This is a genomic window from Streptacidiphilus cavernicola (assembly GCF_042510955.1).
Classification (GTDB): Bacteria; Actinomycetota; Actinomycetes; order Streptomycetales; family Streptomycetaceae; genus Streptacidiphilus; species Streptacidiphilus cavernicola.
Genome location: NZ_JBHFAB010000027.1, coordinates 35,377 through 60,661, shown reverse-complemented (window position 1 = coordinate 60,661; position 25,285 = coordinate 35,377). Strand labels below are relative to the sequence as shown.

Here is a 25,285-nt window from a genome sequence, read left to right as displayed (position 1 = left end):
CGCGGAAAAAGCAGAAAGCGGAAAACCGCTGGTGTCACGGGGCATTCCCCGAGCACGATCGGATCATGTCGCGATCCTTTGACGAACTCGTCGCCGAGGCGGAGGCCGTCTCCGTCGACGGCTGGGACTTCTCCTGGCTGGACGGCCGGGCCACCGAGCAGCGCCCCTCCTGGGGCTACCAACGCGCCATGGGCGCGCGGGTCGCGCGGGCGTCCGCTGTGCTGGACCTGGAGACCGGCGGCGGCGAGGTGCTGGCTGGGTCGACCCCGACCCTCGCCCCGCTGACCGTGGCCACCGAGTCCTGGCCGCCGAACCTCGCCAAGGCGACCCGCCTGCTGCACCCGCTGGGCGCCGCCGTCGTCGCCACCGACGACACCTCGCCGCTGCCGTTCGCGGACCAGGCGTTCGACCTGGTGGTGAGTCGGCATCCGGTGACCACCCGATGGAGCGAGATCGCCCGGGTGCTGCGCCACGGCGGTTGCTACTTCTCCCAGCAGGTCGGCCCGGCCAGCGTGTTCGAGATCGTGGAGTTCTTCCTCGGACCGCAGTCCGAGCGGGTGAGGAACATCCGCCACCCGGACGCCGCCCGCCGCGAGGCGGAAGCCGCCGGGCTCATCGTGGCGGACCTGCGGTCGGAGTCGCTGCGCACCGAGTTCTTCGACATCGGCGCGGTGGTCTACTTCCTGCGCAAGGTGGTCTGGATGGTGCCGGGCTTCACCGTCGACCAGTACCGTGACCGGCTGCGGGAACTGCACGAACTGATCCAGACCGAGGGCCCGTTCGTCGCGCACACCGCCCGCTTTCTGATCGAGGCACGCAAGCCCCCGATCGGCACGGTCGGCACGAACTGAATCAAGGGACAACGATGGAACTCACCCAGGTCCGGCTTCTCGTCACGGACTTCTCCGCCTGCTACCGCTTCTACCGGGACATACTCGGGCTGAAGCCGCAGTTCGACGCCGAGGACGGCCCGTACGCGAAGTTCACCCCCGACGGCGGCGGCGCCGGAATCGCGTTGCAGGATCGCGCGCAGATGACCCGGCTCCTGGGCGAACTCGCCGCCGAGCCGACCGGCTACCGGTCCCTCGTCGTCCTGCGGGTGGACGACCTCGACCGCTGCTGCGAGGAGATCGCCGCACGCGGAGCCGTGCTCGCCCACGGCCCGGCCCCGATGACGGACCGGATGCGGGTCGCCCACCTCACCGACCCGGCGGGAAACCTGGTCGAACTCCAGGAATGGCTCCTCCTGCGCGGCTAACCGCAACCCACCCAGCCCGGCCGGCCGGCCCCGGACCCGACCCTAGACCTCGCCCAGCCGCAGCACCGCCCCCAGTCGCCGGACCCGTGCCACCAGGGCCTCGGCTGCCGCCGCTGCCAGGACCAGCAGGGCCATGCCCAGGCCCAGCGCGACGGTGAGCCGGTAGTCGGTGTGCAGGGCGGGCCTGGCCGGGCCCCCGGTGAACTGACGGAGATTCAGTGCCGGTCCCAGCAACCGTGGTTCGAGCATCCCGAGGAGGACGCCGCCCAGCGCCGCCGCGCAGCCGAACGGCACCAGTTGGAGCACCTGGAGAGCCGCGGCGGGCCGTCCGCCGAGGCCCAGGGTGCGCAGGTAGGAGCTGGTCCGGCCGCGCTCGCGGGCGGTCAGCGCCAGCTCCAGCGCCACCGCCAGCAGTCCGAACAGCGCGGTCAGCACCGTGCTCAGGCCGTAGACCTGACGCAGCTCGCTGGTCAGGCCGTCGGCGCGCATCGACGCCAGCGCGTCCGAGCGCAGCCGCACCTCGGCGAGGGGGCCCAGCGCGGCGACCGCCGCGCCGCGCAGGGTGTCCGCGCCGACCGGGGGGCCGCCGTGCTCGGCGTAGAGCAGGACCGCGGTGCCGCCCGCGGTCTGCGGCGCCAGCTGGGCCTGCGCCGCCGCACCGCCGATCAGCAGCGGGGTGCCGGGCGGGACGGCCGCGGTGAGCGGGCCGAGGGCGGGGTCGTGCAGTTCGGCGGTGGTGAGGGCGCCGGTCATCCGCAGCCGGACCTGGTGGGTCCGGTCGGTGTTGGCGAACGAGGCCGCGCTGAGGTCGCCGCCGGACTCGGCGGCGAAGAGGGTGCGGTCGCCCAGCACCGGGAGCTCGACCGTGCCGTCGGCGCGCCGCACCGGAGCACTGCTCGCCTTGGAGAGCAGTGCTCTCGCGAGCGGTGAGCCCGGCTCCGCCGCAGCCAGTCGGGCCGCGTCGACGGTCACCGTGAGCACCCCGGTGACCGAGGCGCCGTCCCGGCTCGCGGTCAGGCTCAGCGAGCGCGACTGCTCGCCGACCGCGATCACCGGGCTGGACGCCGGGGTCGGCGTGGGGGTCTGGTTCCCCGCCGCCAGCGCGACCGCGTCCCCGCCGGTGGTCCAGGCCACCCCCACCGCCACCCCGTCGGTGACCGTGCGCGCGACCATCCCGCCGAACACCGCCGTGGCCACCGTCAGCACCAGCACGAACAGGGCCAGGCCGGTCGCCGTGGCGTCCCGTCCGGCGCGGGCCAGACCGACGAAGGCCAGCGCCCCGCGCCCGCGCCTGGCCTGCCGTGACAGCAGCGCCAGCACCGGCGGGTAGATCCGGAGCAGCACCAGCACCCCCGCCAGCCCGACCAGTACCGGGACCGCGCTCATCTCCAGGTCGACGCCCTGGACCGGGGTCGCCCCGCGCAGCCGCAGGGCGACCACCCCGGCCACGGCCAGCAGCAGTGCGGTGAGTTCCAGCACCTCGCGCCGCCCGGCGAACCGCCGTCCGCGCCGGACCCGCCGTCGCGGGACGCCCGGTTCCCGGACCGCGAGCCAGGTCAGCAGCGGCAGCAGAGCCCAGGCCAGTGCGGCCGAGGCAGCCGCCCACCCGGCCTGCGGCACGCCGGAGCTGCCCCGCGCCGCGTAGTGGACGCCGAGCGCCCAGCCGATGACGCCCGCCGCCAGCAGCACCGGGGTCGCCACCGCAGAGCGCAGCAGCACCAGCCGCGATGTCGAGGCGCCGCGCGCCCGTTGCAGCCGCAGGTGACCGTCCCGGCGCCGCAGCAGCAGTCGGACCGCCACGGACGCCGTCGCCAGCAGCACGCCCGCGACCGAGGCCAGGGCGAACGACTGCACCTCGTCGGCCTCCTGCCGCTCCTGGTCGAACGAGGCCAGCAGCGGGGTGAGCCCGTCGGTCCAGGTGTAGCGCTGCACCGGCCAGTAGCCCGCCGTGCAGGCCGGTTCGCCGGTGTCGTCCCCCGACATCGACGGGCACTGCGCGGCCTGCAGTTCGGTGCCGTAGGCGGCCAGCGCATCGGTCAGCCGCTGCTCCTGGGCCACCGCGTCGCGCCCCGGGGTCACCTTGAACTGCCAGCTCACCGAGGGGTAGGGGAGCACGCCGTCACGGGCCAGGTGCTCCGGCGCGTCCGCGCCCAGCAGGCCCTGGAAGGAGACCTGGTCCCCACCCGTGTCGGCGTCCGGGTACTGCAACGGCTGGTCCAGCGCGGCGTGGTCGTTCCAGAAGCTGTCGCCGGTCTGCAGCGGGACGTAGACCCCGGAGACGGTGAAGGCGCTGTCCGCGTAGTAGTCGCTGTCGCCGTAGCGCATGGTGAACCCCTCGCCGACGTGCAGGCCCAGCAGTCGGGCCGTCGCCTGGGAGACCGCGAGCGGGGTCGGCGCCCTGGTCGGGGTGACCGCGGCCGGGAAGGCTCCGGCGACTATCCGGACGTGCGCGGACGCGTCGCTGACATAGGAGAGTTGAGCCACCGAAGTTCTGATCCGGGGATCGGGAGCGGGCGGCATGGGCATCAGCCGGCCGAGGGTGAAGTCGGCCTCGGACCTGACGTAGCCTAGGTCGCGCCGCAGCACCGGGTCGGCCTCCGCGATCAGCTGAGGCCCCGTCAGCCGCAGTGCGGCGGCCACCGACTGGGGCGGCGGAAGCTCGCCGAAGGCGGGCGGGGAGAGCGTCGTGGCCACGGTGAACAGCGGCGCCGTGCGCTGCGCGGCCTGTACCCGCTGGCGCAGCGCCGCGTCCTGACGCCCCGACACCAGCGGCGGCAGCCAGGCGCTCAGCGCCGTCAGCACCCCCACCAGCACGGCCAGGCAGACCAGCAGCGGCAGGTCCCCCGACGCCTCGCGGCGCACCAGTCGCGCCGGGCCGCTCATCCGCCCTCCCCCGCCCGCAGCACCCGCACCAGGTCGACCCGTGCCAGCAGTGGCGCCAGCACCATCACCACCACGCACACCACTCCCGCCGTCACCCCGGCCGCCCCCAGCACCCTCGTCCACGGCACCACCAGCCGCAGCGAAGGGAACGGCGCGCCGCCCACGTCGTCCACCGTCACCAGCGGCAGCACCACCTCCGCCAGCCCGACCCCCAGCAGCGCGCCCGGCACCAGGGCGAACAGCGCCACCCCCACCTGCTCCGCCCACAGCAGCCAGGACAGCCCGCCGCTGCGCACCCCCATCGCCCGCAGCAGTGCGAACTCCCGCCGCCGCTCCCGGGTCGTCACCACCGCGTGGACGGTGAAGCCGATCACCGCGAACCCCGGCGCCAGCATCCGGCACAGCTCAAGCACCGCCCGCATCCCGGCCCCGAACGGGTCCGCGGCCAGCCCGGCGCGAATCTGATCCACCGTCACCGCTGTTCCCAGCAGCGGGTTCGCCGCCACCGCGGCGGCGGTCCTGGCCGGGTCCGTGCTGCTCAGCCACCAATTGGCGGGCGTCGTCTGCGGTTCGCCGATCCCCGCCTCGGCGGCGGAGAGGGCGCGCTGGTCGACCAGGTAGTGGCCCTGGGCCCGGTCCATCCCCGGGAGCGCGGCGATGCTGCCGGTGATGGCGACCGTCAGCGCGTGGCCGTCGCCGAAGTCCAGCGAGACCCGGTCCCCCACCTTGTGGCGGCCCTCCGCCAGGGCGGCCGCGTCGGCGAGCGCGGGGATCGGGGCCGGGGTCACCACCGGGACGGGTGCCAACTGCACCTGGTAGCCGGACAGGGTGGTCCGGTTCGGCGGCGCGGTGGCGATCTGCGCGAGCAGCAGGTCGCTGCCGGTGCGGCGGATCCAGCAGACAGCGGGCCCCGGCGTGCCCAGGAAGACGCTGCCGTCGCCGAGCGAGCCGGCCAGGTCCGGGCAGTCGCTCTGCACCCCGTCGGCGGCGTCGAAGGTGCGGTCGGCCCAGACCTCGCTCCGCGGCAGCGACCCGTACCAGGTCACCGGGACGGCGGCGGGCGCCGGGACGGCCCCGATCCGGTGCAGGGTCAGCGTCAGCCGGGCGTCCTGCCGGCTCGGCGCGGCCAGGACGCCGAGGCCGGTCAGCGTCAGCGGGTAGCTCCGGCCCGCGGGCGCCGGCAACGGCAGGTCCACCAGGTGCCTGGCCCCATCGGCCGGGGGCAGCCGGACGGTGACGGTGGAGTCGATCCCGGCGGCGTCCTCCAGCGTCAGCACCAGCTGCGGCGGCGCGGTGTCGCCGTCGCTGCCCAACGTCTCGTCCAGGCGCAGCGCGGCCGGGCGTCCGGCCAGCGGCAGCCCGTGCGCCGGGATGCCCCGGCCCAGCGCGGCCAGGCGGCCGGGGAAGCCGGGACCGGCCAGGTCGGCCCGGAGCGCGGGCGCCGGCGGCGGTGCGGCGCCGGGGGCGAGCGGGCCGGTGTCGATGCCGACGACCTGGTCGAGACCGCCGTCGGGGTTGGCGGCCGAGGTGTCGCTGACCGGTGTCGCCGCGGTGACGCCGGGCAGCGCGGTCAGCGCGCCGAGCCGGGCCGGGTCGGCCCGCAGGTCCTGCTGGTCCACCCGGACGTCCGCCCCGACCGCGAACCTCGCCTGGTCGGCAGCCAGTCGGTCCAGTCCGGCCAGGGCGGTGGTGGCCAGCGCGCCCACCGCGACCGCCAGGCACATCAGCACCACGGGCCCCGCGTTGCGGGCCGAGCGCCGTCCCAACTGCCAGGCCGCCAGCGGCAGGACCAGACTGCTCCGGCGTCGGCCGAAGCGGTCCAGGGCGAACGAGGCCAGCGGCAGCAGCCGGAGCAGCAGCAGCGCCGCGGCCAGTGTCGCCACGGCGGGGATCAGCACCAGCACCGGGTCCACGCCGATCGTGCCGTCGGTGCCCGCACCGGTCACCGTGGTCCGGTAGTGCGTGAGTTGGAAGTAGCCGAGGACGGTGAGCAGCAGCAGCGCCAGGTCCACGCCGATCCGCTGGACCACCGCGCCGCGCGCTCCGCGCAGCCGCAGCCGGGAGACCGCGTCCCGGCCGCCGACCGCGCCGAGCACCGGCAGCAGCGTCGCCGCGGCGTGGACCAGAGCGGTCAGCGCGACGGCCGCCCAGGCGGCGGCGACCAGGGTGCTGCCGGGCGCGGGCCCGCCGAGCAGTCCTGCGGCCCGCAGTCGGCCCAGCAGCGGCCCGGCCAGGAACGGCGCGGCCAGCACGGCCGGGAGCGCCACCGCCGCCCACTCGCCCGCCGCGGCTGCCAGCAGCCGTCCGGTGCCCGCGCCGCGGGTCTGCCGCAGCACCAGCTCCTCGCGCCGATGCGAGGCGAGTTGACGTGCCGTCAGAATGATGGCGGCGAAGGCGAGGACGGCCAGCAGGGCGGCCGGGAGGTCGAGCGCGGAGCGGGCCACCACCATCGGTGCCGCCAACTCGCCCACCGCGTCCGGAAGTGTGGAGGCGGCGGACATCTGCTGCAACGAGGGCCGTCGGCCCCGGAACACCGAGCCGACCGGGTCGCTGGCCGAGAAGTCGCCCACCCGCTGGGCCAGGCCCGGCAGTTGGGAGGTAGCGAGGTGGTCGAGGTCCGGCAGCGCGCTCCAGGAGACCTGCACCTCGGCGGCGAACGAGGCGTTGCCGAGCAGTGCGGCCGGGGAGACCACCAGCAGGCCCCCGGTCCTGGCGTCGCCGTCCACCGGAGTGCCCACCGCGCCGGGCCAGAAGCCGGGGGCGCCGGTGGCCGCGTAGACGCCGGTCACCTGTACCGTCACCGGCTTGCCGAAGGCGTCGACAAGGTCGAGGGCGCTGCCCGGCCGCAGCCGCAGCCGCTCGGCCAGTGACTGCGGGACCGCGGCGGCCACGGCGGCGGACGCGCTGCCTCCGGCCGGGGTCGGGCCGGGGGCCGCCGCGGTGAAGGCCGCGGTGTCGGGGGTCGCCGCGCCGGGCGGCCATGCGCCGGACAGCAGCCGGGCGTGGGCCGCGGCCCCCTGCAACGCCGCCGGATGCAGCGCGAGCTGGGCGAGCGCTGAGCCGGAGGCGGCTCCGCGCACGGTCACCGGGTCCAGGCCGTAGAACGCCAGATAGGTCTGCTCCGGTACGTCGCCGAACACCGCCGCGAGGGTGCCGCGGACGGCCCGGTCGGCGGCCGGCAGCCCGGCCGGGGCGTAGTGGGCGTTCACTCCCACCTCCGCCCGGGGGTCGGCGGCCAGCCGGGCGGCGGCGCCGGCGTCCACCGCGTGGCCGGCCAGCGCGGCGAGCGCGGCCAGCACCGTGGCCGCCAGCAGCACGGTCACCGCCGTCGCGGCCAGCACCAGGCCGTGGTGCACGGAGCCGCGCACCACCGGGGGCAGCGCCGCACGGACCGGCCCGCGGGGTGCTCCCGGCACTGGCCCGCGGGCTGCTCCGACGGCCGTCGAGGCCACGCGACTCCCCCATCGCTCCTGCCGCACTGCGGCGTCCGACGGCGAACAGTCTGCGACAGGACGAGAAAACTGGCGATGGTTTTGCAAAAATCAATTGGATAACAGAAATCTATCGACAGCGGCGCGGGGGACGTTCCGGGACCAATGACGTCGCAGATCCTTGGGCGGGCACACTGAATCAGAAGAGGCCCGAATGAGGAGAGAGCCATGAGCGACGACGCAGGCATGGGTGACGACGTCTACCAGCCCGATCCCGACGAGGACCAGCTGGACGACGCCGGTGTGCTCGACCGCGAGGACACCCTGCTCGACCGCGGCGTGGCGGACGCCCTGGACGAGGGCTACTCGCCGCCCGAACGGCCGCTGGGCGCGGAGCACTACGGCGTCACCGCCGACGAGCAGCAGCGCGGCGAGAGCCTGGACCAGCGCCTCGCCGAGGAGGTGCCCGACCTCCCGTCCGGCCAGGACGACGACCTCGGCGACGCCTCGGACACCGACGGCGAGTTGCGGGACGAGGAGGTGGGCGACCTCCGCTCGGGCCGCCTGGTCGCCCCCGGCGAGGGCGCGCACGACGAGCACGGCGGGATGATCGCCTCGGACGTCGGCATCGACGGCTCGGCGGCCTCCGCCGAGGAGGCCGCCATGCACATCACCGACGGCCCCGAGGCCTGACCGCGCCCCGCCGCCGTCTAGCCGGAGGCGGTGTCGAAGCGGAGGTGCGAGGTGATCCGGTAGCGGTCGCCCCGGTAGACCGCGTGCGCGAACTCGACCGTGCGGCCGGTGGTGTCCCGGGTGGTGCGCTCGACCTGGAGGATCGGGGCGTAGACCGGGATGTCCAGCAGGTCCGCCTGGTCCGGGTTGGCGACGGCGGGCTCCAGGGTCTGCACCGCGTCGCAGACCACGATGCCGAAGCGCTCGCGCAGCAGCCGGTAGAAGTTGCCGTCCTCCATGTCCTCCCTGGTCAGCCCCGGTAGGAGGGCGGCAGGCAGTTCCAGCCGCTCGATCGACATCGGCTCGTCGTCCACCATCCGCAGCCGGACCACCCGCAGCACCGGCTCGTCCGGGCCGATCAGCAGCCGTCCGGCCCGCAACCCCGCGGGGGAGCTCCGGAACTCGACCACCCGGCTGGTCCACTCCCCCTCTGCGGGCGGTACGGCGAAGGCCGATGACGGTCCGTCACTCAGCTCCTGGGTGACCTTCTCCGGGCTGGTGAACGTGCCGCGCCCCCACTGCCGGACCAGCAGCCCGGTGCCGATCAGCTCGTCGATCGCGGCCCGGACGGTCGGCCGGGACACCCCCAACTCCTCGGCCAGGTCCCGCTCCGAGGCGAGGCTGGTGCCGGGCCCCGCATTCTCGATGACGTCGAGCAGGTGCTGCCGGACCCGGTCGCGCTTGGCCGTCGGACGGGCGCGTCCGGCCTCCGCCGGATCGACGGTGTCCGTGGTGTCGGTGGTGGTCACTGCTGCATTCTCCCAGCGAGCGCGCCCCGTTCGGCCGGGGCGGGACGGATGCCGAGCGCGCGCAGCCGCGGGTAGTGCGGTTCCAGCCGGGCCCGGAACTCGGCGAAGTCGCCGCTGCCGCTCCAGACCGCCTCGGCGAAGCCGCACAGCCGGGGGAACATCAGGTAGTCCACATGCGCCGGGGTCGGTGCGAACTCGGTCCACAACTGGGCCTGTGCGCCCAGTACTCCGGGCGCCTCCCCGTCGGACACCGGAAGGCCGCCGGCCAGCGGGTCGAAGCCGTGGATGTCGGCCAGGGTGACCGGGTGGCCGGGCTGGCCGGGCGGCTCCTCGGGGTGCCGGTGCTGCTGGTAGTCCAGGTAGGTGGAACGGTGCGGAGCCATGATCACCCGGTGCCCGCGCCGCACCGCCTCCGCCCCGTGCGCGGCGTCCCGCCACGGTACGACGGTGATGTCCCGCGGCAGCGACCCGACGGCGTGGCCGCTCTCGTCCCAGCAGATGCTGCGCCGGCCGCGGTCGGCCAGGAAGTCCCGCATCTCCTGGAGGAACCAGCCGCGCAGCTCGGCCGGTTCGGCCAGCCCGAGCAGCCGCGCCTTCTCCCGGGCCGCCGGGCTGTTCTCCCACTGCACGGTCGGGCACTCCTCACCGCCGATGTGCACGTACAGCGAGGGGAACACCCGGCGGACCTGGTCCAGCACCTCCCGGCAGAGGTCGAGCGCGGCGTCGCCGACCCCGAGGATGTCCTCGCACACCCCCCACCCGGCCCACACCGGCAGCGGCCGGTCCGGGAAGTTCCCCAGCTCCGGATAGGCGGCGAGCAACGCCCGCACATGGCCCGGCAGCTCGATCTCCGGGACGACGGTGACGCCGCGGGCCGCGGCGTAGTCGACCAGCCCGGCCAGCTCGCGCTGGGTGTAGAAGCCGCCGTGCGGGACGCCGTCGTAGCGGTCGTTGGGGACGCCGTCGACGACGTCGGGGCCGACCATCGACTCGCTGCGCCAGGCGCCGACCTCGGTGAGCCGGGGATGTCCCTCGATCTCCATCCGCCAGCCCTGATCGTCCGTCAGGTGCAGTTGGAACACGTTGAGCTTGTGGAACGCCAGCCGGTCGACCACCTGGAACAGGTAGGGCATCGGCATGAAGTGCCGGGCCACGTCCAGCAGGAATCCACGCCAGGGCAGTCGCGGACGGTCCGTCAGGGTCAGGCAGGGCCAGGACGGTTCGTCGGCGTCCAGGAGTTGACGGAGCGTCTGGACCCCGTGGAACAGCCCGGCCTCGGCCGGGGCGGTCAGGCTGACCGACTCCGGGCCGATGTCGAGCGCGTAGGACTCCGGCTCCCCGTCGCCGCGCAGGGCCAGCAGGACCGGCCGCCCCTCGGCGGATCCGGTGAGGTCGGCGCCGAGGTACTCCCGGAGCAGCGCGGCGGGGCGCTCGGCGCCGGGGCCGACCGACAGCCGCGCCCCCCGGTCGAGGGTGAAGCGGCCGGCATGCCGCTCGACGGCGGCGGGGCGGGGGATGATCACGGTGGCCCTTCTGGGGTCCGAAAGCGGATACGGGAACGAACTGAGGGGGGAGCGCGGTCGCGGGCGGGCGGGTCAGCCCTTCACCGCTCCCGCGGTCATCCCGGCGACCAGGCGGCGCTGCACCAGCATGAAGAACACGATCACCGGGACGGCGAACAGGCTGGTCGCGGCGATGAGCCCGCCGTAGTCGGTGCCGACGGCGGTGCTGAACGAGGCCAGCCACACCGGCAGGGTGTACTTGGCCTGGTCGTCCATCATCACGTAGGCGTAGGTGTAGTCGTTCCAGGCGGTGATGAAGGCGAACACGCTGGTCGCCACGACTCCCGGCATCACCAGCGGCAGCAGGATCCGGCGGATGATCGTCATCCGCCCCGCGCCGTCCACCATGGCCGCCTCCTCCAGCTCGACCGGGACCCCCTGGAGGAAGCCGCGCAGCACCCAGATGGTCAGCGGCAGCACGAACGCGGTGTAGGTGAGCGAGAGCCCGATCAGGGTGTTGAGCATGTGCAGACTCTTCAGGCCCAGGAACAGCGGGATGACCAGGGCGGGTTGGGGCACCATCTGCACCGCGAGCACGATGATCAGGAACCCGCGCCGGCCCAGGAAGCGGAACCGGGTGAGCGCGGTGGCCGCCAGGAAGGCGATGCCGATCGCGACCACCACCACCGAGCAGGTGACCAGGGCGCTGTTGAGCAGGTCCGTGCCGAAGTGCGAACGGTGGATCGCGGAGCCGAAGTTGGCCAGGGTGAACGGGAACGGCAGGAAGTGCGGGGTGGAGCTGAGGATGTCCCCGGTGGGCTTGAACGCGGTGTTGAGCATCCAGTACACCGGGAACACCCAGAGCAGGCAGAACCCGGCCGCCGCCGCGTTGAGCAGCGGCCTGCTCCGACGTGTGGTGGTCACAGTTCCTCTCCCGACCGCACCAGCCGGCGCACGTAGTAGACCGTCAGAGCGAGCAGCAGCAGGACCGAGACCACGGCGATCGCCGCGCCCTGCCCGTACGACTGGGCGGCGAAGGCCTTGGTGAAGGACCAGATACCGAGGGTGGTGGTGCCGTCGGCCGGACCGCCCTTGGTGAGGATCCAGATCTGGTTGAAGACGTTGAAGTCCCAGATCACCGACATGATCGAGACCAGCAGCAGGATCGGCCGCAGGAACGGCACGGTGATCACCCGGTAGCGGGTCCAGTAGCCGGCCCCGTCCAGCTCGGCGGCCTCGTAGTACTCCGCCGGGATCTGGGTCAGCCCGGCGTAGAGGGTCAGCGCCACGAACGGGACCGACTGCCACACCACCAGCGTCCAGACCACCGCGAACGCCGACAGCGACTGCGACAGCCAGTTGTGCTGCTGGAAGTCGCCGAACACCCGCAGCTGGGTGAGCAGCCAGTTGACCACCCCGTAGGTGGGCTGGAACAGCCACTGCCAGACCAGTGTGGCCGCGACGTTGGGGACGGCCCAGGCGGCGATCAGCGCCAGGGTGACCGCGCTGCGCATCCGTCCGCCGAGTCCGCGCATCATCAGCGCGACCAGCATCCCGATCACCAGCGTCCCGACCACCAGGGCCGCGCAGAACGCCACCGTCCGGACCAGGACCGGCAGCAGCTGGTCGTCGTCCCAGACAGCACGGTAGTTGGCCAGGCCGATCCACGGCGTGGCGCCGGTGAACAGCGCCCGCAGACCGTAGTCCTGCAGCGAGATGACGACCAGTCGGACCAGCGGGTAGCCGATCACCAGGGCCAGCAGCAGCGCGGCGGGGGCCAGCAGCAGGTAGGGCAGCGGGGTCCGGCGCCGACCGCGCGCCGGGCTCGGGGCCGCCGCCCCGGGGCGGGCGGCGGTCGGCGCGGGGTCCAGCTCGGTTTCGAGGCCGGTCGTCTCGGTGGTCATGGTCACTGCGCGGCGTTCAGCGCCTGGTCGAGGTGCGCATCGAAGGCCTTGGCGGCGTCGGCGGTGGACTTGCGTCCGGTGGCGATGTCGGCCAGGAAGCTGTTGATCGAGTCGTCCGCCTCGATGGTGCCCCAGCCCGGGGTGGACGGGGTGGCCACGCTGTTCTTGGCGGCGGTGAAGAACGCCTGCGAGGTCGGCGGCAGCGAGGAGACGGTCTGGTCCAGCAGCTGGGTGGAGGCCGGGGTCCAGCCGTCGATGCCGACGATGGCGCTCGCCTGGACCGCGGGGCTGGTGGCGGCCTTGAGGTAGGCGAGGCCGAGGTCCTGGTTCTTGCTCTTGGTGGCGATGGCCAGGTCCGAGCCGCCGAGGAAGACCGGCTGGGTCTTGCCGGGGGTGGCGCTGGGGAACGGGAAGGTGCCCAACTGGTCCTTGATCGCCGGGTTGTCCTTGACCACGGTGTTGATCGAGGTGACCAGGATCGCCGAGGTCTTGCCCGAGGCGAGCAGCGCGTTCTGGTCCGGCGCACGGTCGTTGACGTCGCGTGAGGACTTCGCCGAGTAGGTGTTCTGGAAGCTCTTCCAGGCCTGCAGACCGCGCTGCGCGGCGGGCGAGTCCAGCGCGCCGGTCCACTTCCCGCCGGACTCGGTGGCGATCTGGCCGCCGGCGTCCCAGACGAACGGCAGTGCGCTGTACCAGTACTTGCCGGGCATGTTGATCGCGGAGAAGTCGGCGGCGTGGTTCGCCGCCTTGACCTTGTCCAGGTCGGCGGTGAACTCGGCGAAGCTGGTGGGCGGCGCGGTCACCCCGGCCTTGGCCCAGACCGTCTTGTTGTAGACCACGGCGCGGTTCCCGGCGAACAGCGGCGCCGCATAGACCTTGGAGTCGATCGTGGCCGGACCGATCAGACCCGGCAGCCAGGTCTGACCGTCCGTCATGTCCGGTACCTGGCTGGTGATGTCGGAGAGGCCGCCGCTGGCCGCGAACATCGGCACATCGGTGTTGCCGATCTCCAGCACGTCCGGCGGATTGTCCCCGGCCAGGGCGGTGGTCAGCTTGGTGTTGATGTTGTCCCACTCCTGGATCTGGACCTTCACCTGGGCCCCGGTGGCCTTGGTGAACGCCGCGTTGATCGCGGCCACGGCCTTGTCGGAGAGGTCGCCGTCCATGTACCAGACCGTCAGCGTCCGCCCCTTGCCGGAGCCCGTGGTCGCCGAGACGGCCTTGGCCGAACCGCCGGTACCGCTGCTACAGGCAGTGACGGTGCAGGCCAGAGCCAATCCGGCGGCGAGTGCGGTCCAGGTGCGTCTGTGCATGGCGTTCCTCCTTGACGAGTCGGGGCGGGCTGGTCGGGTCGGGCCGGCCCCGCTGTGGCGTGGCCAGATGCTGGCACCTTACCTCTGGTCATGTCAATGGCTTCTGACGAATACTCAGCAGGTCGCGGGCGAACCGTGGGCCCGCCCGGAACATCAACCAACTCGCTGCTCAGAACTAGTGCTTGACAAGGACAGGGCGGAGCATCATCTTTGAGCCCGACCGGTCGAGCGACTTAACCGGTGGTTAGTTCACTCCGGTTCCCACCGGAGGGCCCGACCACGTCGACCCGAACCCGCCGGACGTGGTGGCCCAGCCCCCTGGAGGCTGGGAGCCACGTCCGGCGCCTGACGCACCACCGTCACCGGCAGCGTTCCGGCCCGCTCCCCTGCTCACGGACCGTCATGGCCGCTGCCTGCCCGCGGACTCCACGTCCCGCATCAGCACCGTCGCCCATCCGCACCACCGTCACGGCTAGGAGATCCCCCATGCACGCCTCCAGACGCCCTGCGCGTCCCACCGCCCGCCGGGCCGCCCTGATCGCCGCCCTCGGGCTGGTCGCCGGCGGCCTGACCACGGCCGGCCTGGTCACCGGCGCCCAGGCCGACACCGCGCCGACCGTCGCGCTGCAGTACAAGACCACGACCCCCGGGGCCACCGCCGACGAGACCGAGCCCTGGTTCACCGTCAGCAACACCGGCACCGCGCCGCTGGCACTGTCCAGGGTCGCGATCCGCTACTACTTCACCGCGGACGGCAGTTCGCCGTACCAGTTCGCCTGTGCCTGGGCGGTGGTGGGCTGCGGCAACGTCAGCGGACACGTGACTGCCATGGCCACCCCCACCGCGACCGCCGACCACTACCTGGAGGTCGACTTCGGCGCGGGCGCGGGGACGCTCGCCCCCGGCGCCTCCACCCAGGACCTGCAACTGCGGCTGTGGCGGCAGGACTGGCAGTCGGTGAACCAGGCCGACGACTACTCGTTCAAGGCCGGGCAGACCGCCTACGGCCCGAACACCGCGGTGACCGTCTCGGTCGACGGCACGATCGTCTCCGGCACCGCGCCCGGCGGCAACCCGACCGCCCCGCCGAGCACCACCCCGCCCACCACCACCCCGCCGACCTCGCCCCCGCCCACCTCGCCGCCGCCGTCCGGCGCCGCACTGTTCGACGACTTCCACTACACCGGACCCAGCGACCCGAACATCGCCGCGCACGGCTGGACCATCCGCACCGGCGCGGGCGGCCCCGGCGTGCAGAACTCCTGGTCGGCCGACACCTTCAGCTTCCCCAGCGACTCCAGCGCGCAGGGCGGCAAGGTGATGGACCTGACCGCCAGCACCGACGGGACGACCGCCGGCACCAAGCAGGCCGAGATCGACACCACCGCACGGAAGTTCTTCGAGGGCACCTACGCCGCCCGGGTCTACTTCAACGACGCCCCGACCACCGGCGCCAACGGCGACCACGTCAACGAGACCTTCTACACCATCACCCCGGACGACTCGCTCTACAGCGAGAACGACTTCGAGTACCTGCCCAACGGCGGCTGGGGCGGCCCGGCCGACTCGATGTACACCACCAGCTGGTACAGCGCCGACGCGATGGACCGGGTCACCAACGACACCATCGGCAGCCTGCAGGGCTGGCACACCCTGGTCGCCACGGTCGCCGGCGGCACGGTGACCTACTACATCGACGGCACGCAGGTCTTCTCCAGCAACGGCAAGTACTACCCGCGCGAGAAGATGACCATCGACTTCAACGAGTGGTTCATCGACCTGCCCTTCACCGGCGCCCGCAGCTGGGACGAGAAGGTCAACTGGGTCTACTACAACGCCAACGCGCTCACCCCGGCGGCCGTGACCAGCGCGGTCAACGGCTACTACGCCGCCGGCACCCACTTCACCGACACCGTCCCGAACTGAGTCAGTGAGCGCTCACTGACCCGGCGTCAATGACCCGACGCGTCAGTCCTCGTGCGGGCGGTGCTGCCCAGGCAGCACCGCCCGCCGCGGTGCGGACGGACGCGCCCGCTGCCGGGCCGCCTCGTACAGCACCGCGGTGGCCGCGTTCGCCGCGTTCAGCGAACTGGCGCTGCCGGACATCGGGATGCTCACGGTACGGTCGCAGCGCTCGCGCCAACCCGCGCTCAGCCCGGCGGTCTCGTTGCCGACCAGCAGCAGCACCGCCTGGTCCGTGAAGTCGAAGTCGTAGAGCGGGATCTCGCCGCGCTCGTCGGTGCCGACCACGGTGACCGGACGGCCCGCGGCCCGCTCCCGGTCCAGCCAGTCCTCCACCTCGCGCTGCGAGGGGACCCGCACCGCCGGCAGCGCGAACAGCGAACCCGTGCTCGCCCGGACCGACTTGGGGTCGTAGACGTCCGCCGCGTGGCCGGTCACGATCAGACCGTCCGCGCCGAAGGCGTCGGCCGAGCGGATCACCGAGCCGATGTTGCCGGGGCTGCTGGGGCGGTCGAAGAGGACGCCGAGGAAGCCGTCGTCCCCGACCGTGATCCGGGACAGCTCGTCCTCCGGGATGCCCACCACCGCGATCACCTCGGGCGGCGACTCGTTCTTCTCGCCCAGCTCGGCGAGCAGCTCCGCCGCCATCGCCACCCGCTCGACCCGGCGGTCGACCCCGTGGACGGCCCCGTGCTCGCCCCCGCCGCCGTCCAGCAGTTCGGTCGCCCAGCGCGACAGCGCCCGCTCCCCGTCGTACAGCAGTGCGTGCAACGGCCAGCCGTGCCGCAGCGCGAGGGTGATCGGGCGGACCCCCTGCACCAGGAACTCCCCTGCCCTGGTGCGCTTGTTGCGGTTCGTCAGCAGCGCCTGCCACTGCTGGAACCGGGCGTTCCGCACGGTGATCCGCGGGCCGCGCAGGCCGCGCGGAGTGCTCGGGGTGTTCGGTGTGTTCGGGGTGCGCTGTGCTCCGGCCAACTTCCCTCCCAGGGACGTCCGCCACGCTACTCCGTTCGGCGCGACGCCCCGGCCGCGCGGCTCCGCCCGATCGGCCCTGGCATAGATTGGCCGAGGACGTCCGCGTCCGACCAGAACCCTCCGACCTGAGGACTGCCGCGACATGAAGTACGTGAAGCTCGGCTCTACCGGTCTCGACGTCTCCCGGATCTGCCTCGGCTGCATGAGCTACGGCGACCCGGCCCGGGGCAACCACGCCTGGAGCCTGGACGAGGAGCAGAGCCGGCCGTTCATCCGGCGGGCGCTGGAGGCCGGGATCAACTTCTTCGACACCGCCAACGTCTACTCGGCCGGCAGCAGTGAGGAGATCACCGGCCGCGCGCTGGCCGACTTCGGCCGCCGCGACGAGATCGTGCTCGCCACCAAGGTGCACGGGACGATGCGCCCCGGCCCCAACGGCGGCGGGCTGTCCCGCAAGGTGATCCTGACCGAGATCGACAACAGCCTGCGCCGGCTCGGCACCGACTACGTCGACCTCTACCAGATCCACCGCTGGGACCCGCACACCCCGATCGAGGAGACCCTCGAAGCGCTGCACGACGTGGTCAAGGCCGGGAAGGCACGCTACATCGGCGCCAGCTCGATGTATGCGTGGCAGTTCTCCAAGGCCCTCTACCTGGCCGAGCGGCACGGCTGGACCCGCTTCGCCACCATGCAGAACCACTACAACCTGCTCTACCGCGAGGAGGAGCGGGAGATGCTCCCGCTGTGCGCGGACCAGGGCGTCGGCGTCATCCCGTGGAGCCCGCTGGCCCGCGGCCGGCTCACCAGGGACTGGGACACCACCAGCGCCCGCAGCGAGACCGACGCGTTCGGCCGCACCCTGTACGGCGAGGACGACCGCGCCATCGTCGACGCGGTGGCCCGGGTGGCGGAGGCCAGGGGCGTGCCGCGGGCCCAGGTCGCACTGGCCTGGCTGCTGCACAACCCGGTGGTCACCTCGCCGATCGTCGGCGCGACCAAGCCGGAGCACCTGGAGGACGCCATCGCCGCGGAGTCGCTGACGCTGACCGAGGACGAGCTCAAGCAGCTGGAACAGCCCTACGGACCGCGGGCGGTGGCCGGATTCGCGTAGGGTCTGCCCGGCCCCGGCGCGCGGCCTGACCGACCCTCAGGGCCGTCCCGCGCCGGGGACGTCCACCGGGACGGCGAGCAGGCGGCCGGTCCCGGCCGGGACCATCGCCGCCGGGCCGCCCCACTCCGCCGCGGTGACGAACAGGGTGCGGCGGTCCGGGCCGCCGAGGACGCAGGCGAAGGCGCCGCGGTCGAAACCGACTGTGCGCAGCACCGCGCCGCCCTCGGCGACCCGGACGCAGCGGCGGTGGGGCACGTCCGCGTACCAGACCGCGTCCTCCGCGTCGACGCAGATGCCGTCCGGCACCCCGCCGTCCAGCGCGGCCCAGACCCGGCGTCCGGACAGGCTTCCGTCGGCGGCGATGTCGTAGGCGGTGAGCCGGCTCGCGTAGGACTCGGCGACGATCAGGGTGCCGCCGTCCCGGGTCAGCGCCATCCCGTTGGGGAAGCTGAGCCCGTCCGCGACCTGGCGGACCGTCGCCCCGTCCGGGCCGACCAGCGCGATCAGGCCCGCGTCCGGGGCGCCGCCGGTGAAGGCGTCGGCGACGTTGTCGACATAGGCGTTGCCGTGCCGGTCCACCACGATGTCGTTCCAGCCTCCCGCGGCGACGCCGCCCAGCTCGGCATGGGTGACCAGGGCGCCGTCGGGCTCGCGGCGCAGCAGCAGCGCGTCGGGGACCGAGACCAGCAGCAGCCGTCCGTCCGGCAGCCAGTCGGTGCACAGCGGGAACGAGTCGACGTGGGCGAGGACCTCGGTCCGGCCGTCGGGGGCCAGCGCGAGGACGTCGTGCGCGTCCCAGTCGGAGAAGTACAGCCGGCCGTCGTGCCAGCGCGGGGCCTCGACCAGGCCGAATCCCGTGGCCAGGGTGTGTACGTCGTCGGTCACCTGCGGTGCCTTCCGTCGTGCTTCCGGCCGAACCGGAACGGACTCGGCTGCTTACAGCGTCTCTGTCAGTAGAGACCGTTGCCCGTCGGACGGGTCATCGGTCCGCACGGCGCCCTTCAGAGACTTTGCCATTCCTTTGCAACCCCCTTCCCGGCTGCTTCGTCTCTACCGCACGACCAGGCCACAGCCCGTCACCGCACCCGGTGGCCGGGCCGACCAGAGAGAAGCTGCTTCATGCGCAGTAACCCCTTGCTCCCCCTCGCCCTCGCCTGCGGCGCGCTGCTGCTCGGCGCCGGGCCCGCGCTCGCGGACGGCGGCGCGGCGCCCGCCCCCACCCCCACCCAGTCCGCTGCTCCGAGCACGTCCGCCCGGCCCACCGCCGCCCCCGTCCCGACCGCCGTCGCGACCCGCGGCGGGCAGGTCGGTGTGGTGCCGCAGGGCGCGCCCGACACCGGCGTGCCGCCGGTCGCCTCCGGCGGCAGCGACACCGCGGTCGTCGGCGCGACCGCCGCGGGCGTGGCGCTGCTCGGCGCGGCCGGGGTGGTCGTACTGCGCCGCCGGTCGGCCAAGGTCCGGGGCTGACCGTTGCCAGGAGCAGTCGAGGGCGGCGGACGGCGCCGTGACGGGGCGGTGCGCCGCGACGGGCGGAGGGCGGTGACCGCGCCGGTCGCCGTCGCGCTGCTGGCCGTCGCGCTGGTGGCCGGGTGCGGGTCCGCGACCGGGTCTGCCACCGGGGCCGGGGCGGCTCCGCCCGCGTCGGCGACGGTGGGCGCCGCCGCGCCACCGTCCGGCGCGGGCCGGGCATCCGGCACCGGCACGCCGTCCGCACCCGTCCCGTCGGGCGCTCCCGCCCCGCTGGCCCGGTCCGTGCCGGTCCGGCTGGAGATCCCGGGCATCGGGGTGGACACCCCGGTGATCCGGCTCGGGCTCGCGGCGGACGGGACGGTGCAGGTGCCGCCGATCGCGGCGCACGCCCCGGCCGGCTGGTACCAGGGGTCGCCGACCCCGGGCCAGACCGGGCCCTCGGTGATCCTGGCGCATGTGACGGTCGGTCAGTACGGCGACGGGGTGTTCCTGCACCTGTCGCGGATGAAGCCGGGCGACCGTGTGGTCGCCCGGCTGTCCGACGGGGCCTCGGCCGTCTTCACCGTCTACCGGGTGCGGACCGTCGCCAAGTCCGCCTTCCCCACCGCCGAGGTGTACGGGAACACCGCCCGCCCGGAGCTGCGGCTGATCACCTGCGGCGGCCCGCGCGGCAGCGACGGGACCGGCTACCTCGACAATGTGGTCGTGTTCGCCGCGCTGACCTCGACCTCCGGGGGCACCGCAGCGTGAGCCGGTCGAACGACGAGGAGGCGTCCGAGCTGTTCGCCGTCCTCTATCCGCGGCTCGCGGGCTGGTGCCGTCGTCTGGTCGACGACGACGGCACCGCCCACGAGGTCGCCTCCGAGGCGTTCACCCGGCTCTGGGCGCGCTGGACCAAAGTGGAGGAGCCGCGCGGCTTCCTCTACGTCACGGCCGCCAACCTGGTCCGGGACCACTGGCGGAAGGTGGAGCGCGAGCGCCGCGCCATGCGCCGGGCCACCACCGAGGCGGTGCTGCGGCAGCAGGGCGCGAGCCCGGACGGCGGCGGCGTACGGGAGTTGGTCCAGTCGCTGCCCGAGCGGCTCCGCACGCCGGTGCTGCTCTACTACTACGCGGACCTTCCGGTCCGGGAGGTCGCGATGCTGATGGGACGGAACGAGGGCACGGTGAAGGCCGATCTCCACGCGGCCAGGGAACTGCTGCGCGCCGGACTGGGAGGACGCCTTGATCGGACGCGTTGATCAGGAAGGTCAGGACGGCCTCCCCGACCGCCCCCACAACGACTTCCACGACGATCTGCTGGTGACGCTGCTGCACCCGGGCGGCGAGCTGCTGCCCGCGCAGCCGGGCTCGTTCGACCTGATCCGGCGCGGGGCGACCCGGCGGCGCCGGCTGCGGACCGCCCTCGGCGGCGGGCTCGTGGCCGTGGCAGCCGTGGCAGTCGCGCTGCCGATGCTGCTGACGGGGGCTCAGACCGGCCGCACCGCACCGGTGCCGCCGCTCGCCCCGAACGGGCTGTCCGGGACCGGCCTCCGGCACACCCCCGCGCCCAGCGCCTCCCGGCCGCCCACGGCACGGCCGGTGCCGGAGCCGAGCAGCAGCAGGCTGACCGGGCCGACCCAGGTCCCGACCCCGATCCGCACCGGCGCCGGGTCCAGCACCTCCCGGGGCCCCCGGTCCGGCAACCCCGACCGGCCCGGACCGACCACGGCCACCCCGACCCCGACCCGGGGCGTGTCCGCGCCGACCGCCCTGCCGAGCGCCGCGTCCACCGCGGCGGTCACCGGACGCTAGGAGACCCCCGCACCCGAAGTGCGGGGGTCCCGACTACGGCACGCTCACCGCTTCGCGTACTCGGCCAGGACCGCCGGGGCGGTGCCCGACGCCTCGGACCCGGCCTGCGACGCCGGGACGTTCCCGGCCACCACGACCGTCCCGGTCGCCCCGCGCCGAGGGACGGCCAGGCCCAGCAGCGCCAGTGCCGCCAGCACCATCACCGCCACGCCGTACTCGCGGGTGGTCGGCAGCAGGCCGCCGCCGTGCACCACCAGGAAGCCGCCGATCACCGCGGGCAGGCCCATCGCCAGGTAGGAGACCACGTAGAGGGTGGACAGCAGCCCCGACCGCTCGTGCGGCGCGGCCAGCGGGACGACGGTGCGGATCGCGCCCTGGAAGCCGCCGCCGAAACCGGCCCCGGCCACCACCGTCCCGGCGAAGAAGCCGAGGGCCGAGTCGTGGTCGACCGACAGCAGGGTCACCCCCACGCCGACGATCAGCGCGACCGTCCCGAACAGCATCACCCGGCGCGGTGCGCCGTCCCGGAGCAGCAGCACGGTCACCGCGCCGCTGATCGCCAGCGCGAACAGCGCCAGCCCGCCCAGCAGCAGGGAATTCGACCTGAGCACGGTGCGCAGCACGGCGGGGACGACCGAGCCGTAGAGGCCGGCCAGCGCCCAGACCGCGACCAGCACCGGCACCGCCACCAGCAGCGGGCCGCGGGCTGCCCGCGGGACGCCGAGGCGGGGGCGCAGCGAGGCCAGTGCGCCGGGCTTCGGGCTGGAGGTCTCCCGCATCAGCGCGACGCCGACGCCCTGCAGCAGGAACACCCCGAGGATCACCAGGTAGACCAGGTGGGTCGGGGCCGGCAGGTACTGCACCAGCAGGCCGGAGACCAGGGCGCCGGTCGCGGTGCCGGTCATCGGGGCGACGGCGTTGGCGATGGTGCCCTTGGCCTTGTCCAGGTCGATCATCCCGGCCCCGACCGCGCCCACGGCCGCGCCGGTGGACAGGCCCTGGACCACCCGGGCGAGCATCAGCTCGGGCACGCCGCCCGCGGTGGTCAGCACGACCATCGCGACGGCCTGCAGCCCGATCGCGGTCAGCAGCACCGGACGCCGCCCGATGTGGTCCGACAGCGAGCCGACGGTGAGCAGCGCGGCCAGCACGGCCAGCGCGTAGATGCCGAAGACCAGCGTGGTGGTGATCGGGGAGAAGCCCCATTCGCCCTGGTAGACGGCATAGAGCGGGGTCGGCGCACTGGACGCGGCGAGGAAGGCCACCACGATCGACGCCTGCAGGTAGAAGGCCGCGGTCGGCGGGAGGCGGAAGGATCGGCGGACGAAGGGGTCGCTCACGGGGAAGGTCGACTGGGAGGACATCGGTGGGCTTCTTTCGCCGGATAGAGAAATCAGACCGGTCTGTCTAGTGACGCTTACACTAGACAGACCGGTCTGGTAGTGTCAAGTCATGGCTACGAACGCGACAGCGAAGCGGATCACCGCCCGTGAGCGGCTGCTGGCGGCCGCCAACGACCTCTTCTACGAGGAGGGCGTCCACGTCGTCGGCATCGACCGGGTGATCGAGCGCGCCGGGGTCGCCAAAGCGACCCTCTACAGCGCGTTCGGCAGCAAGGACGCGCTGATCGGCGCCTACCTGGACGGACGCCACGAGATCCGCCGGCGCAGGGTGACCGAGGCCGTCGCCCGGCACCAGGACCCGCGGGCGCGGCTGCTCGCCGTCTTCGACGCCCTCGGCGAGGCCTTCGCCGAGCCCGGCTACCGGGGCTGCGCCTTCCTCAACGCCAGCGCGGAGGCCGGGCCCGACAGCCTGATCGTCCAGGCCACCGACACCTACCGGGGCTGGATCAGGTCCCTGTTCACGGAGCTGGCCGCGGCGGCGGGCGCGGCCGACCCGGACCAACTGGCCGACCAGCTGGTGCTGCTCTACGACGGCGCGGGCGTCTCCGCCCGGATGGACCGCAACCTCGCCGCGGCGGCCACGGCCCGCGCCGTCGCCGCGGTCATGCTCGACCTGGCCGTGACCGGGACGCCGGGCCCGGCAGCGGCGGCGCAGGACTGACGCGGGCTCAGACCCCGGCCCCGGAGGCCGGGCTCAGACCCCGACCGCGCCGTCGATGCCCTCGCGGAGGAAGTCGGCGTGGCCGTTGTGGCGGGCGTACTCGTGGATCAGGTGCAGGATCACCATCCGCAGCGACACGTCCTCCTCCCACCGCTCGCTGTAGCCGGTGACGTCGAGCGACTCGGCCGCCCGCTCGATCTCGCGGGACCTGGCCACCTCCGCCTCCCAGGCCGCGAACGCCTCGTCCCGGGAGGCCTCCCCGGCGTCGTAGGCGACCTGGTAGTCACCGCTGTCCGACCACACCAGCGGGATGTCCTCGCCGTCCAGCACCCGGCGGAACCAGGCCCGCTCGACCTCGGCCATGTGCCGGACCAGGCCGAGCAGGGAGAGCGTGGACGGCGGCGAGGACCGGCGGCGCAGCTGCTCCTCGGACAGGCCCTCGCACTTCATGGCGAGGGTGGCCCGGTGGAAGTCGAGGAACGCGCGCAGCATCTCGCGCTCCCCCGCGGTCGAGGACGGTCCTACCCGTTCGTCAGTCATGATCGCCAGCCTAGGGCGCGGGCTCGGCGGCATCCACCGGATTCGGCCCGGCCCGCACCGCCAGCAGCGCCATGTCGTCCTGCGGCGGGCCTCCGGCGAAGCCGAGCACCCGCTGCTCCACGGCCCGTACCAGGGCCTCGGCGGAGGCTCCGGCGGTCTCGGCCAGGACGGCGGCGAGGCCCCGCTCGTCGAAGAAGTCGCCGTTCCGGTCCCGCGCCTCGGTGGCCCCGTCCGAGTAGAACAGCAGGGCGTCGCCCGGTTCCAGCACCACGTCCTCCAGCGCGACGTCGGCCGGCTCGCCGATGCCGAGCGGGCAGCCGCCGCCCTTGAGGAAGGCCACCTCCCCGTGCGCCCGGACCAGCGCGGCCGGGAGGTGGCCCGCGCTGGCCACGGTCAGCCGCACCGCGCCGGGGCCGGCGGCCGGTTCCGGCCGGAGCCGGGCGAAGACCGCGGTGGCGAAGCGCTCGGTGGCGCCGTGCACCGCCATCGCCCGGCCGACCTTGGCGAGCACCTCGCCGGGGCAGGAGTCCCCGACGCTGATCGCCCGCGCGCCGTGCCGGACCGCGGCGGTCACCGCGGCGGCCTCCTCGCCCTTGCCGCAGACGTCGCCGAGGAGCAGGCCCCAGCCGTCCAGCACCGGGAACACGTCGTAGAAGTCCCCGCCGACGGCGGCCCCGCCGCGCGGAGCCAGGTAACGGGCCGCCAACTGGACGCCGGGGACCGCGGGCAGGACCGCGGGGAGCAGGCTGGACTGGAACAGCTGGGCCGCGGTGGACGCCCGGCGGCGGCAGCGCCCGGCCCGCAGCGAGAGGGCCAGCTGCCGGCCCAGCTCCTGGAGCAGACCCAGCTCGTGCAGCACGAAGTCGTCGCCCCTGAGCAGCACCAGCGAACCCAGCACCTGGTCCCCGGCCGCGAGCGGAACCGCGAGCAGCGCGCCCGCGCCGTCCCCGCCGCCCGCGCCGTCCCCGCCCTCCCCGTCGTCCCGCACCGGCCGCCCGCGCAGCACCGGCTGCCCGGACCGCTGCACGGCAGCCGCCGCCGCAGCGGCCCGCCGCTCCGCCGAGCCCGACCGGTCGACGCCCCGCCGCGACCCGTCCACCGGGCCCGGAACAAGCGGGCCCGATCCCGCCGCGCCCGCGCGGGCCTCGGCGACCCGGTGCGGTGGCGCGTAGGCGGGCCCGTCCCCCGGCTCCGCCAAGAAATGGGCGGCCTCGTCCTCCGGCTCCGCCAGGAAGACGGTGACCCCCGCGCCGAACTCCTCGGCCAGCAGTCGGGCCGCCCGCTCCAGCAGGACCGTTTCCCCGTCCGGCTGCTCCCCGACCAGCAGCGCGGTCACCCGGCAGACCGCGGCCAGCCTCCGCAGCGCCTCCCGCGTGGGCGTCCGCGCTGTGCCGGTCACGGGCGCCCAACTGCTCCAGGCAGGCCCGCAACCGCCCCTCCGCGACCTCCAGCTCGAACAGCGTGCGCTCCAACTCGGCCCGCAGGCGCAGCGAGTCCACCCGGCGCCGGCCGCGGTGGCCGGAGATCCGGGTGTGCAGCGCGCGCAGTTCCTCGTCGAGGCCGGAGGCACGCCAGTACTCGCGCGCCGCCGCCC

Annotated in this window: 22 protein-coding genes; 10 read left to right on the top strand and 12 right to left on the bottom strand. The window is 74.0% G+C overall.

Going from position 1 to position 25,285, the window contains the following annotated elements; genetic code table 11:
* The first annotated feature begins 65 nt into the window (after positions 1-65).
* Positions 66-851, top strand: coding sequence for a methyltransferase domain-containing protein (locus tag ACEZDE_RS28425; RefSeq protein ID WP_380541956.1), 786 nt, complete (start codon positions 66-68; stop codon positions 849-851).
* Positions 852-865: 14 nt separating this feature from the next.
* On the top strand, positions 866-1,258 hold the full coding sequence (locus tag ACEZDE_RS28420) for a VOC family protein (RefSeq protein ID WP_380541953.1): 393 nt from the start codon (positions 866-868) through the stop codon (positions 1,256-1,258).
* Positions 1,259-1,300: 42 nt separating this feature from the next.
* On the opposite strand, the gene ACEZDE_RS28415 is transcribed toward ACEZDE_RS28420, so the two are convergent.
* On the bottom strand, positions 1,301-4,141 hold the full coding sequence (locus ACEZDE_RS28415; RefSeq protein WP_380541951.1) for a hypothetical protein: 2,841 nt from the start codon (positions 4,139-4,141) through the stop codon (positions 1,301-1,303).
* Positions 4,138-7,557 carry an FtsX-like permease family protein gene (locus ACEZDE_RS28410; protein WP_380541947.1) on the bottom strand — a complete coding sequence of 1,140 codons (3,420 nt, stop codon included), beginning with the start codon at positions 7,555-7,557 and terminating at the stop codon, positions 4,138-4,140. The genes ACEZDE_RS28415 and ACEZDE_RS28410 overlap by 4 nt, the downstream gene beginning before the upstream one ends.
* Before the next feature lie 243 nt (positions 7,558-7,800).
* Between ACEZDE_RS28410 and ACEZDE_RS28405 the strand changes: the two genes are divergently transcribed.
* Complete coding sequence (locus ACEZDE_RS28405; protein WP_380541944.1) at positions 7,801-8,265, top strand: DUF5709 domain-containing protein; 465 nt, start codon at positions 7,801-7,803, stop codon at positions 8,263-8,265.
* A gap of 17 nt (positions 8,266-8,282) precedes the next feature.
* On the opposite strand, the gene ACEZDE_RS28400 is transcribed toward ACEZDE_RS28405, so the two are convergent.
* The 5 genes from ACEZDE_RS28400 to ACEZDE_RS28380 all read right to left on the bottom strand — a co-directional run bounded on the left by ACEZDE_RS28400 (position 8,283) and on the right by ACEZDE_RS28380 (position 13,772).
* A complete protein-coding gene (locus ACEZDE_RS28400) occupies positions 8,283-9,053 on the bottom strand; it encodes a GntR family transcriptional regulator (protein WP_380541941.1) in 771 nt (256 codons plus the stop codon).
* Entirely contained in the window at positions 9,050-10,576 is a 1,527-nt protein-coding gene (locus ACEZDE_RS28395) for a beta-N-acetylhexosaminidase (RefSeq protein ID WP_380541938.1), read from the bottom strand. Before ACEZDE_RS28395 ends, ACEZDE_RS28400 begins: the two co-directional genes overlap by 4 nt.
* 72 nt (positions 10,577-10,648) lie before the next feature.
* Entirely contained in the window at positions 10,649-11,479 is an 831-nt protein-coding gene (locus ACEZDE_RS28390) for a carbohydrate ABC transporter permease (RefSeq protein ID WP_380541935.1), read from the bottom strand.
* Positions 11,476-12,459: a carbohydrate ABC transporter permease gene (locus ACEZDE_RS28385; RefSeq protein ID WP_380541932.1), complete on the bottom strand. Its 984-nt coding sequence runs from the start codon at positions 12,457-12,459 to the stop codon at positions 11,476-11,478. Before ACEZDE_RS28385 ends, ACEZDE_RS28390 begins: the two co-directional genes overlap by 4 nt.
* A gap of 2 nt (positions 12,460-12,461) precedes the next feature.
* On the bottom strand, positions 12,462-13,772 hold the full coding sequence (locus ACEZDE_RS28380; RefSeq protein ID WP_380541929.1) for an extracellular solute-binding protein: 1,311 nt from the start codon (positions 13,770-13,772) through the stop codon (positions 12,462-12,464).
* Positions 13,773-14,258: 486 nt separating this feature from the next.
* Here ACEZDE_RS28380 and ACEZDE_RS28375 point away from each other — a divergent pair, with 486 nt between their 5' ends.
* Entirely contained in the window at positions 14,259-15,698 is a 1,440-nt protein-coding gene (locus ACEZDE_RS28375; RefSeq protein ID WP_380541926.1) for a cellulose binding domain-containing protein, read from the top strand.
* Positions 15,699-15,740: 42 nt separating this feature from the next.
* On the opposite strand, the gene ACEZDE_RS28370 is transcribed toward ACEZDE_RS28375, so the two are convergent.
* On the bottom strand, positions 15,741-16,652 hold the full coding sequence (locus ACEZDE_RS28370; RefSeq protein ID WP_380542077.1) for a TrmH family RNA methyltransferase: 912 nt from the start codon (positions 16,650-16,652) through the stop codon (positions 15,741-15,743).
* Positions 16,653-16,851: 199 nt separating this feature from the next.
* Here ACEZDE_RS28370 and ACEZDE_RS28365 point away from each other — a divergent pair, with 199 nt between their 5' ends.
* A complete protein-coding gene (locus ACEZDE_RS28365) occupies positions 16,852-17,823 on the top strand; it encodes an aldo/keto reductase (protein WP_380541923.1) in 972 nt (323 codons plus the stop codon).
* Positions 17,824-17,859: 36 nt separating this feature from the next.
* On the opposite strand, the gene ACEZDE_RS28360 is transcribed toward ACEZDE_RS28365, so the two are convergent.
* A complete protein-coding gene (locus tag ACEZDE_RS28360; protein WP_380541920.1) occupies positions 17,860-18,708 on the bottom strand; it encodes an SMP-30/gluconolactonase/LRE family protein in 849 nt (282 codons plus the stop codon).
* A gap of 234 nt (positions 18,709-18,942) precedes the next feature.
* Between ACEZDE_RS28360 and ACEZDE_RS28355 the strand changes: the two genes are divergently transcribed.
* The 4 genes from ACEZDE_RS28355 (at position 18,943) to ACEZDE_RS28340 (ending at position 21,087) form a co-directional block, all read left to right on the top strand.
* Entirely contained in the window at positions 18,943-19,290 is a 348-nt protein-coding gene (locus tag ACEZDE_RS28355; protein WP_380541917.1) for an LPXTG cell wall anchor domain-containing protein, read from the top strand.
* A 99-nt stretch (positions 19,291-19,389) separates the two neighbouring features.
* Positions 19,390-20,043: a class F sortase gene (locus ACEZDE_RS28350; RefSeq protein WP_380542074.1), complete on the top strand. Its 654-nt coding sequence runs from the start codon at positions 19,390-19,392 to the stop codon at positions 20,041-20,043.
* On the top strand, positions 20,040-20,534 hold the full coding sequence (locus tag ACEZDE_RS28345) for an RNA polymerase sigma factor (RefSeq protein ID WP_380541914.1): 495 nt from the start codon (positions 20,040-20,042) through the stop codon (positions 20,532-20,534). Before ACEZDE_RS28350 ends, ACEZDE_RS28345 begins: the two co-directional genes overlap by 4 nt.
* The gene (locus ACEZDE_RS28340) at positions 20,518-21,087 is read left to right on the top strand and encodes a hypothetical protein (RefSeq protein ID WP_380541911.1); all 570 of its coding nucleotides are present in this window, start codon (positions 20,518-20,520) and stop codon (positions 21,085-21,087) included. Before ACEZDE_RS28345 ends, ACEZDE_RS28340 begins: the two co-directional genes overlap by 17 nt.
* 44 nt (positions 21,088-21,131) lie before the next feature.
* Here ACEZDE_RS28340 and ACEZDE_RS28335 read toward each other — a convergent pair whose 3' ends face one another.
* Positions 21,132-22,451 carry an MFS transporter gene (locus ACEZDE_RS28335; RefSeq protein ID WP_380541908.1) on the bottom strand — a complete coding sequence of 440 codons (1,320 nt, stop codon included), beginning with the start codon at positions 22,449-22,451 and terminating at the stop codon, positions 21,132-21,134.
* A gap of 88 nt (positions 22,452-22,539) precedes the next feature.
* Here ACEZDE_RS28335 and ACEZDE_RS28330 point away from each other — a divergent pair, with 88 nt between their 5' ends.
* Positions 22,540-23,151 carry a TetR/AcrR family transcriptional regulator gene (locus ACEZDE_RS28330; protein ID WP_380541905.1) on the top strand — a complete coding sequence of 204 codons (612 nt, stop codon included), beginning with the start codon at positions 22,540-22,542 and terminating at the stop codon, positions 23,149-23,151.
* 33 nt (positions 23,152-23,184) lie between these two features.
* Here the strand turns inward: ACEZDE_RS28330 and ACEZDE_RS28325 are convergent, their stop codons facing one another.
* Positions 23,185-23,691: a DinB family protein gene (locus ACEZDE_RS28325; RefSeq protein ID WP_380541902.1), complete on the bottom strand. Its 507-nt coding sequence runs from the start codon at positions 23,689-23,691 to the stop codon at positions 23,185-23,187.
* Between the two features lie 10 nt (positions 23,692-23,701).
* Entirely contained in the window at positions 23,702-25,090 is a 1,389-nt protein-coding gene (locus tag ACEZDE_RS28320) for a PP2C family protein-serine/threonine phosphatase (RefSeq protein ID WP_380541899.1), read from the bottom strand.
* Positions 25,091-25,285 lie beyond the last annotated feature (195 nt).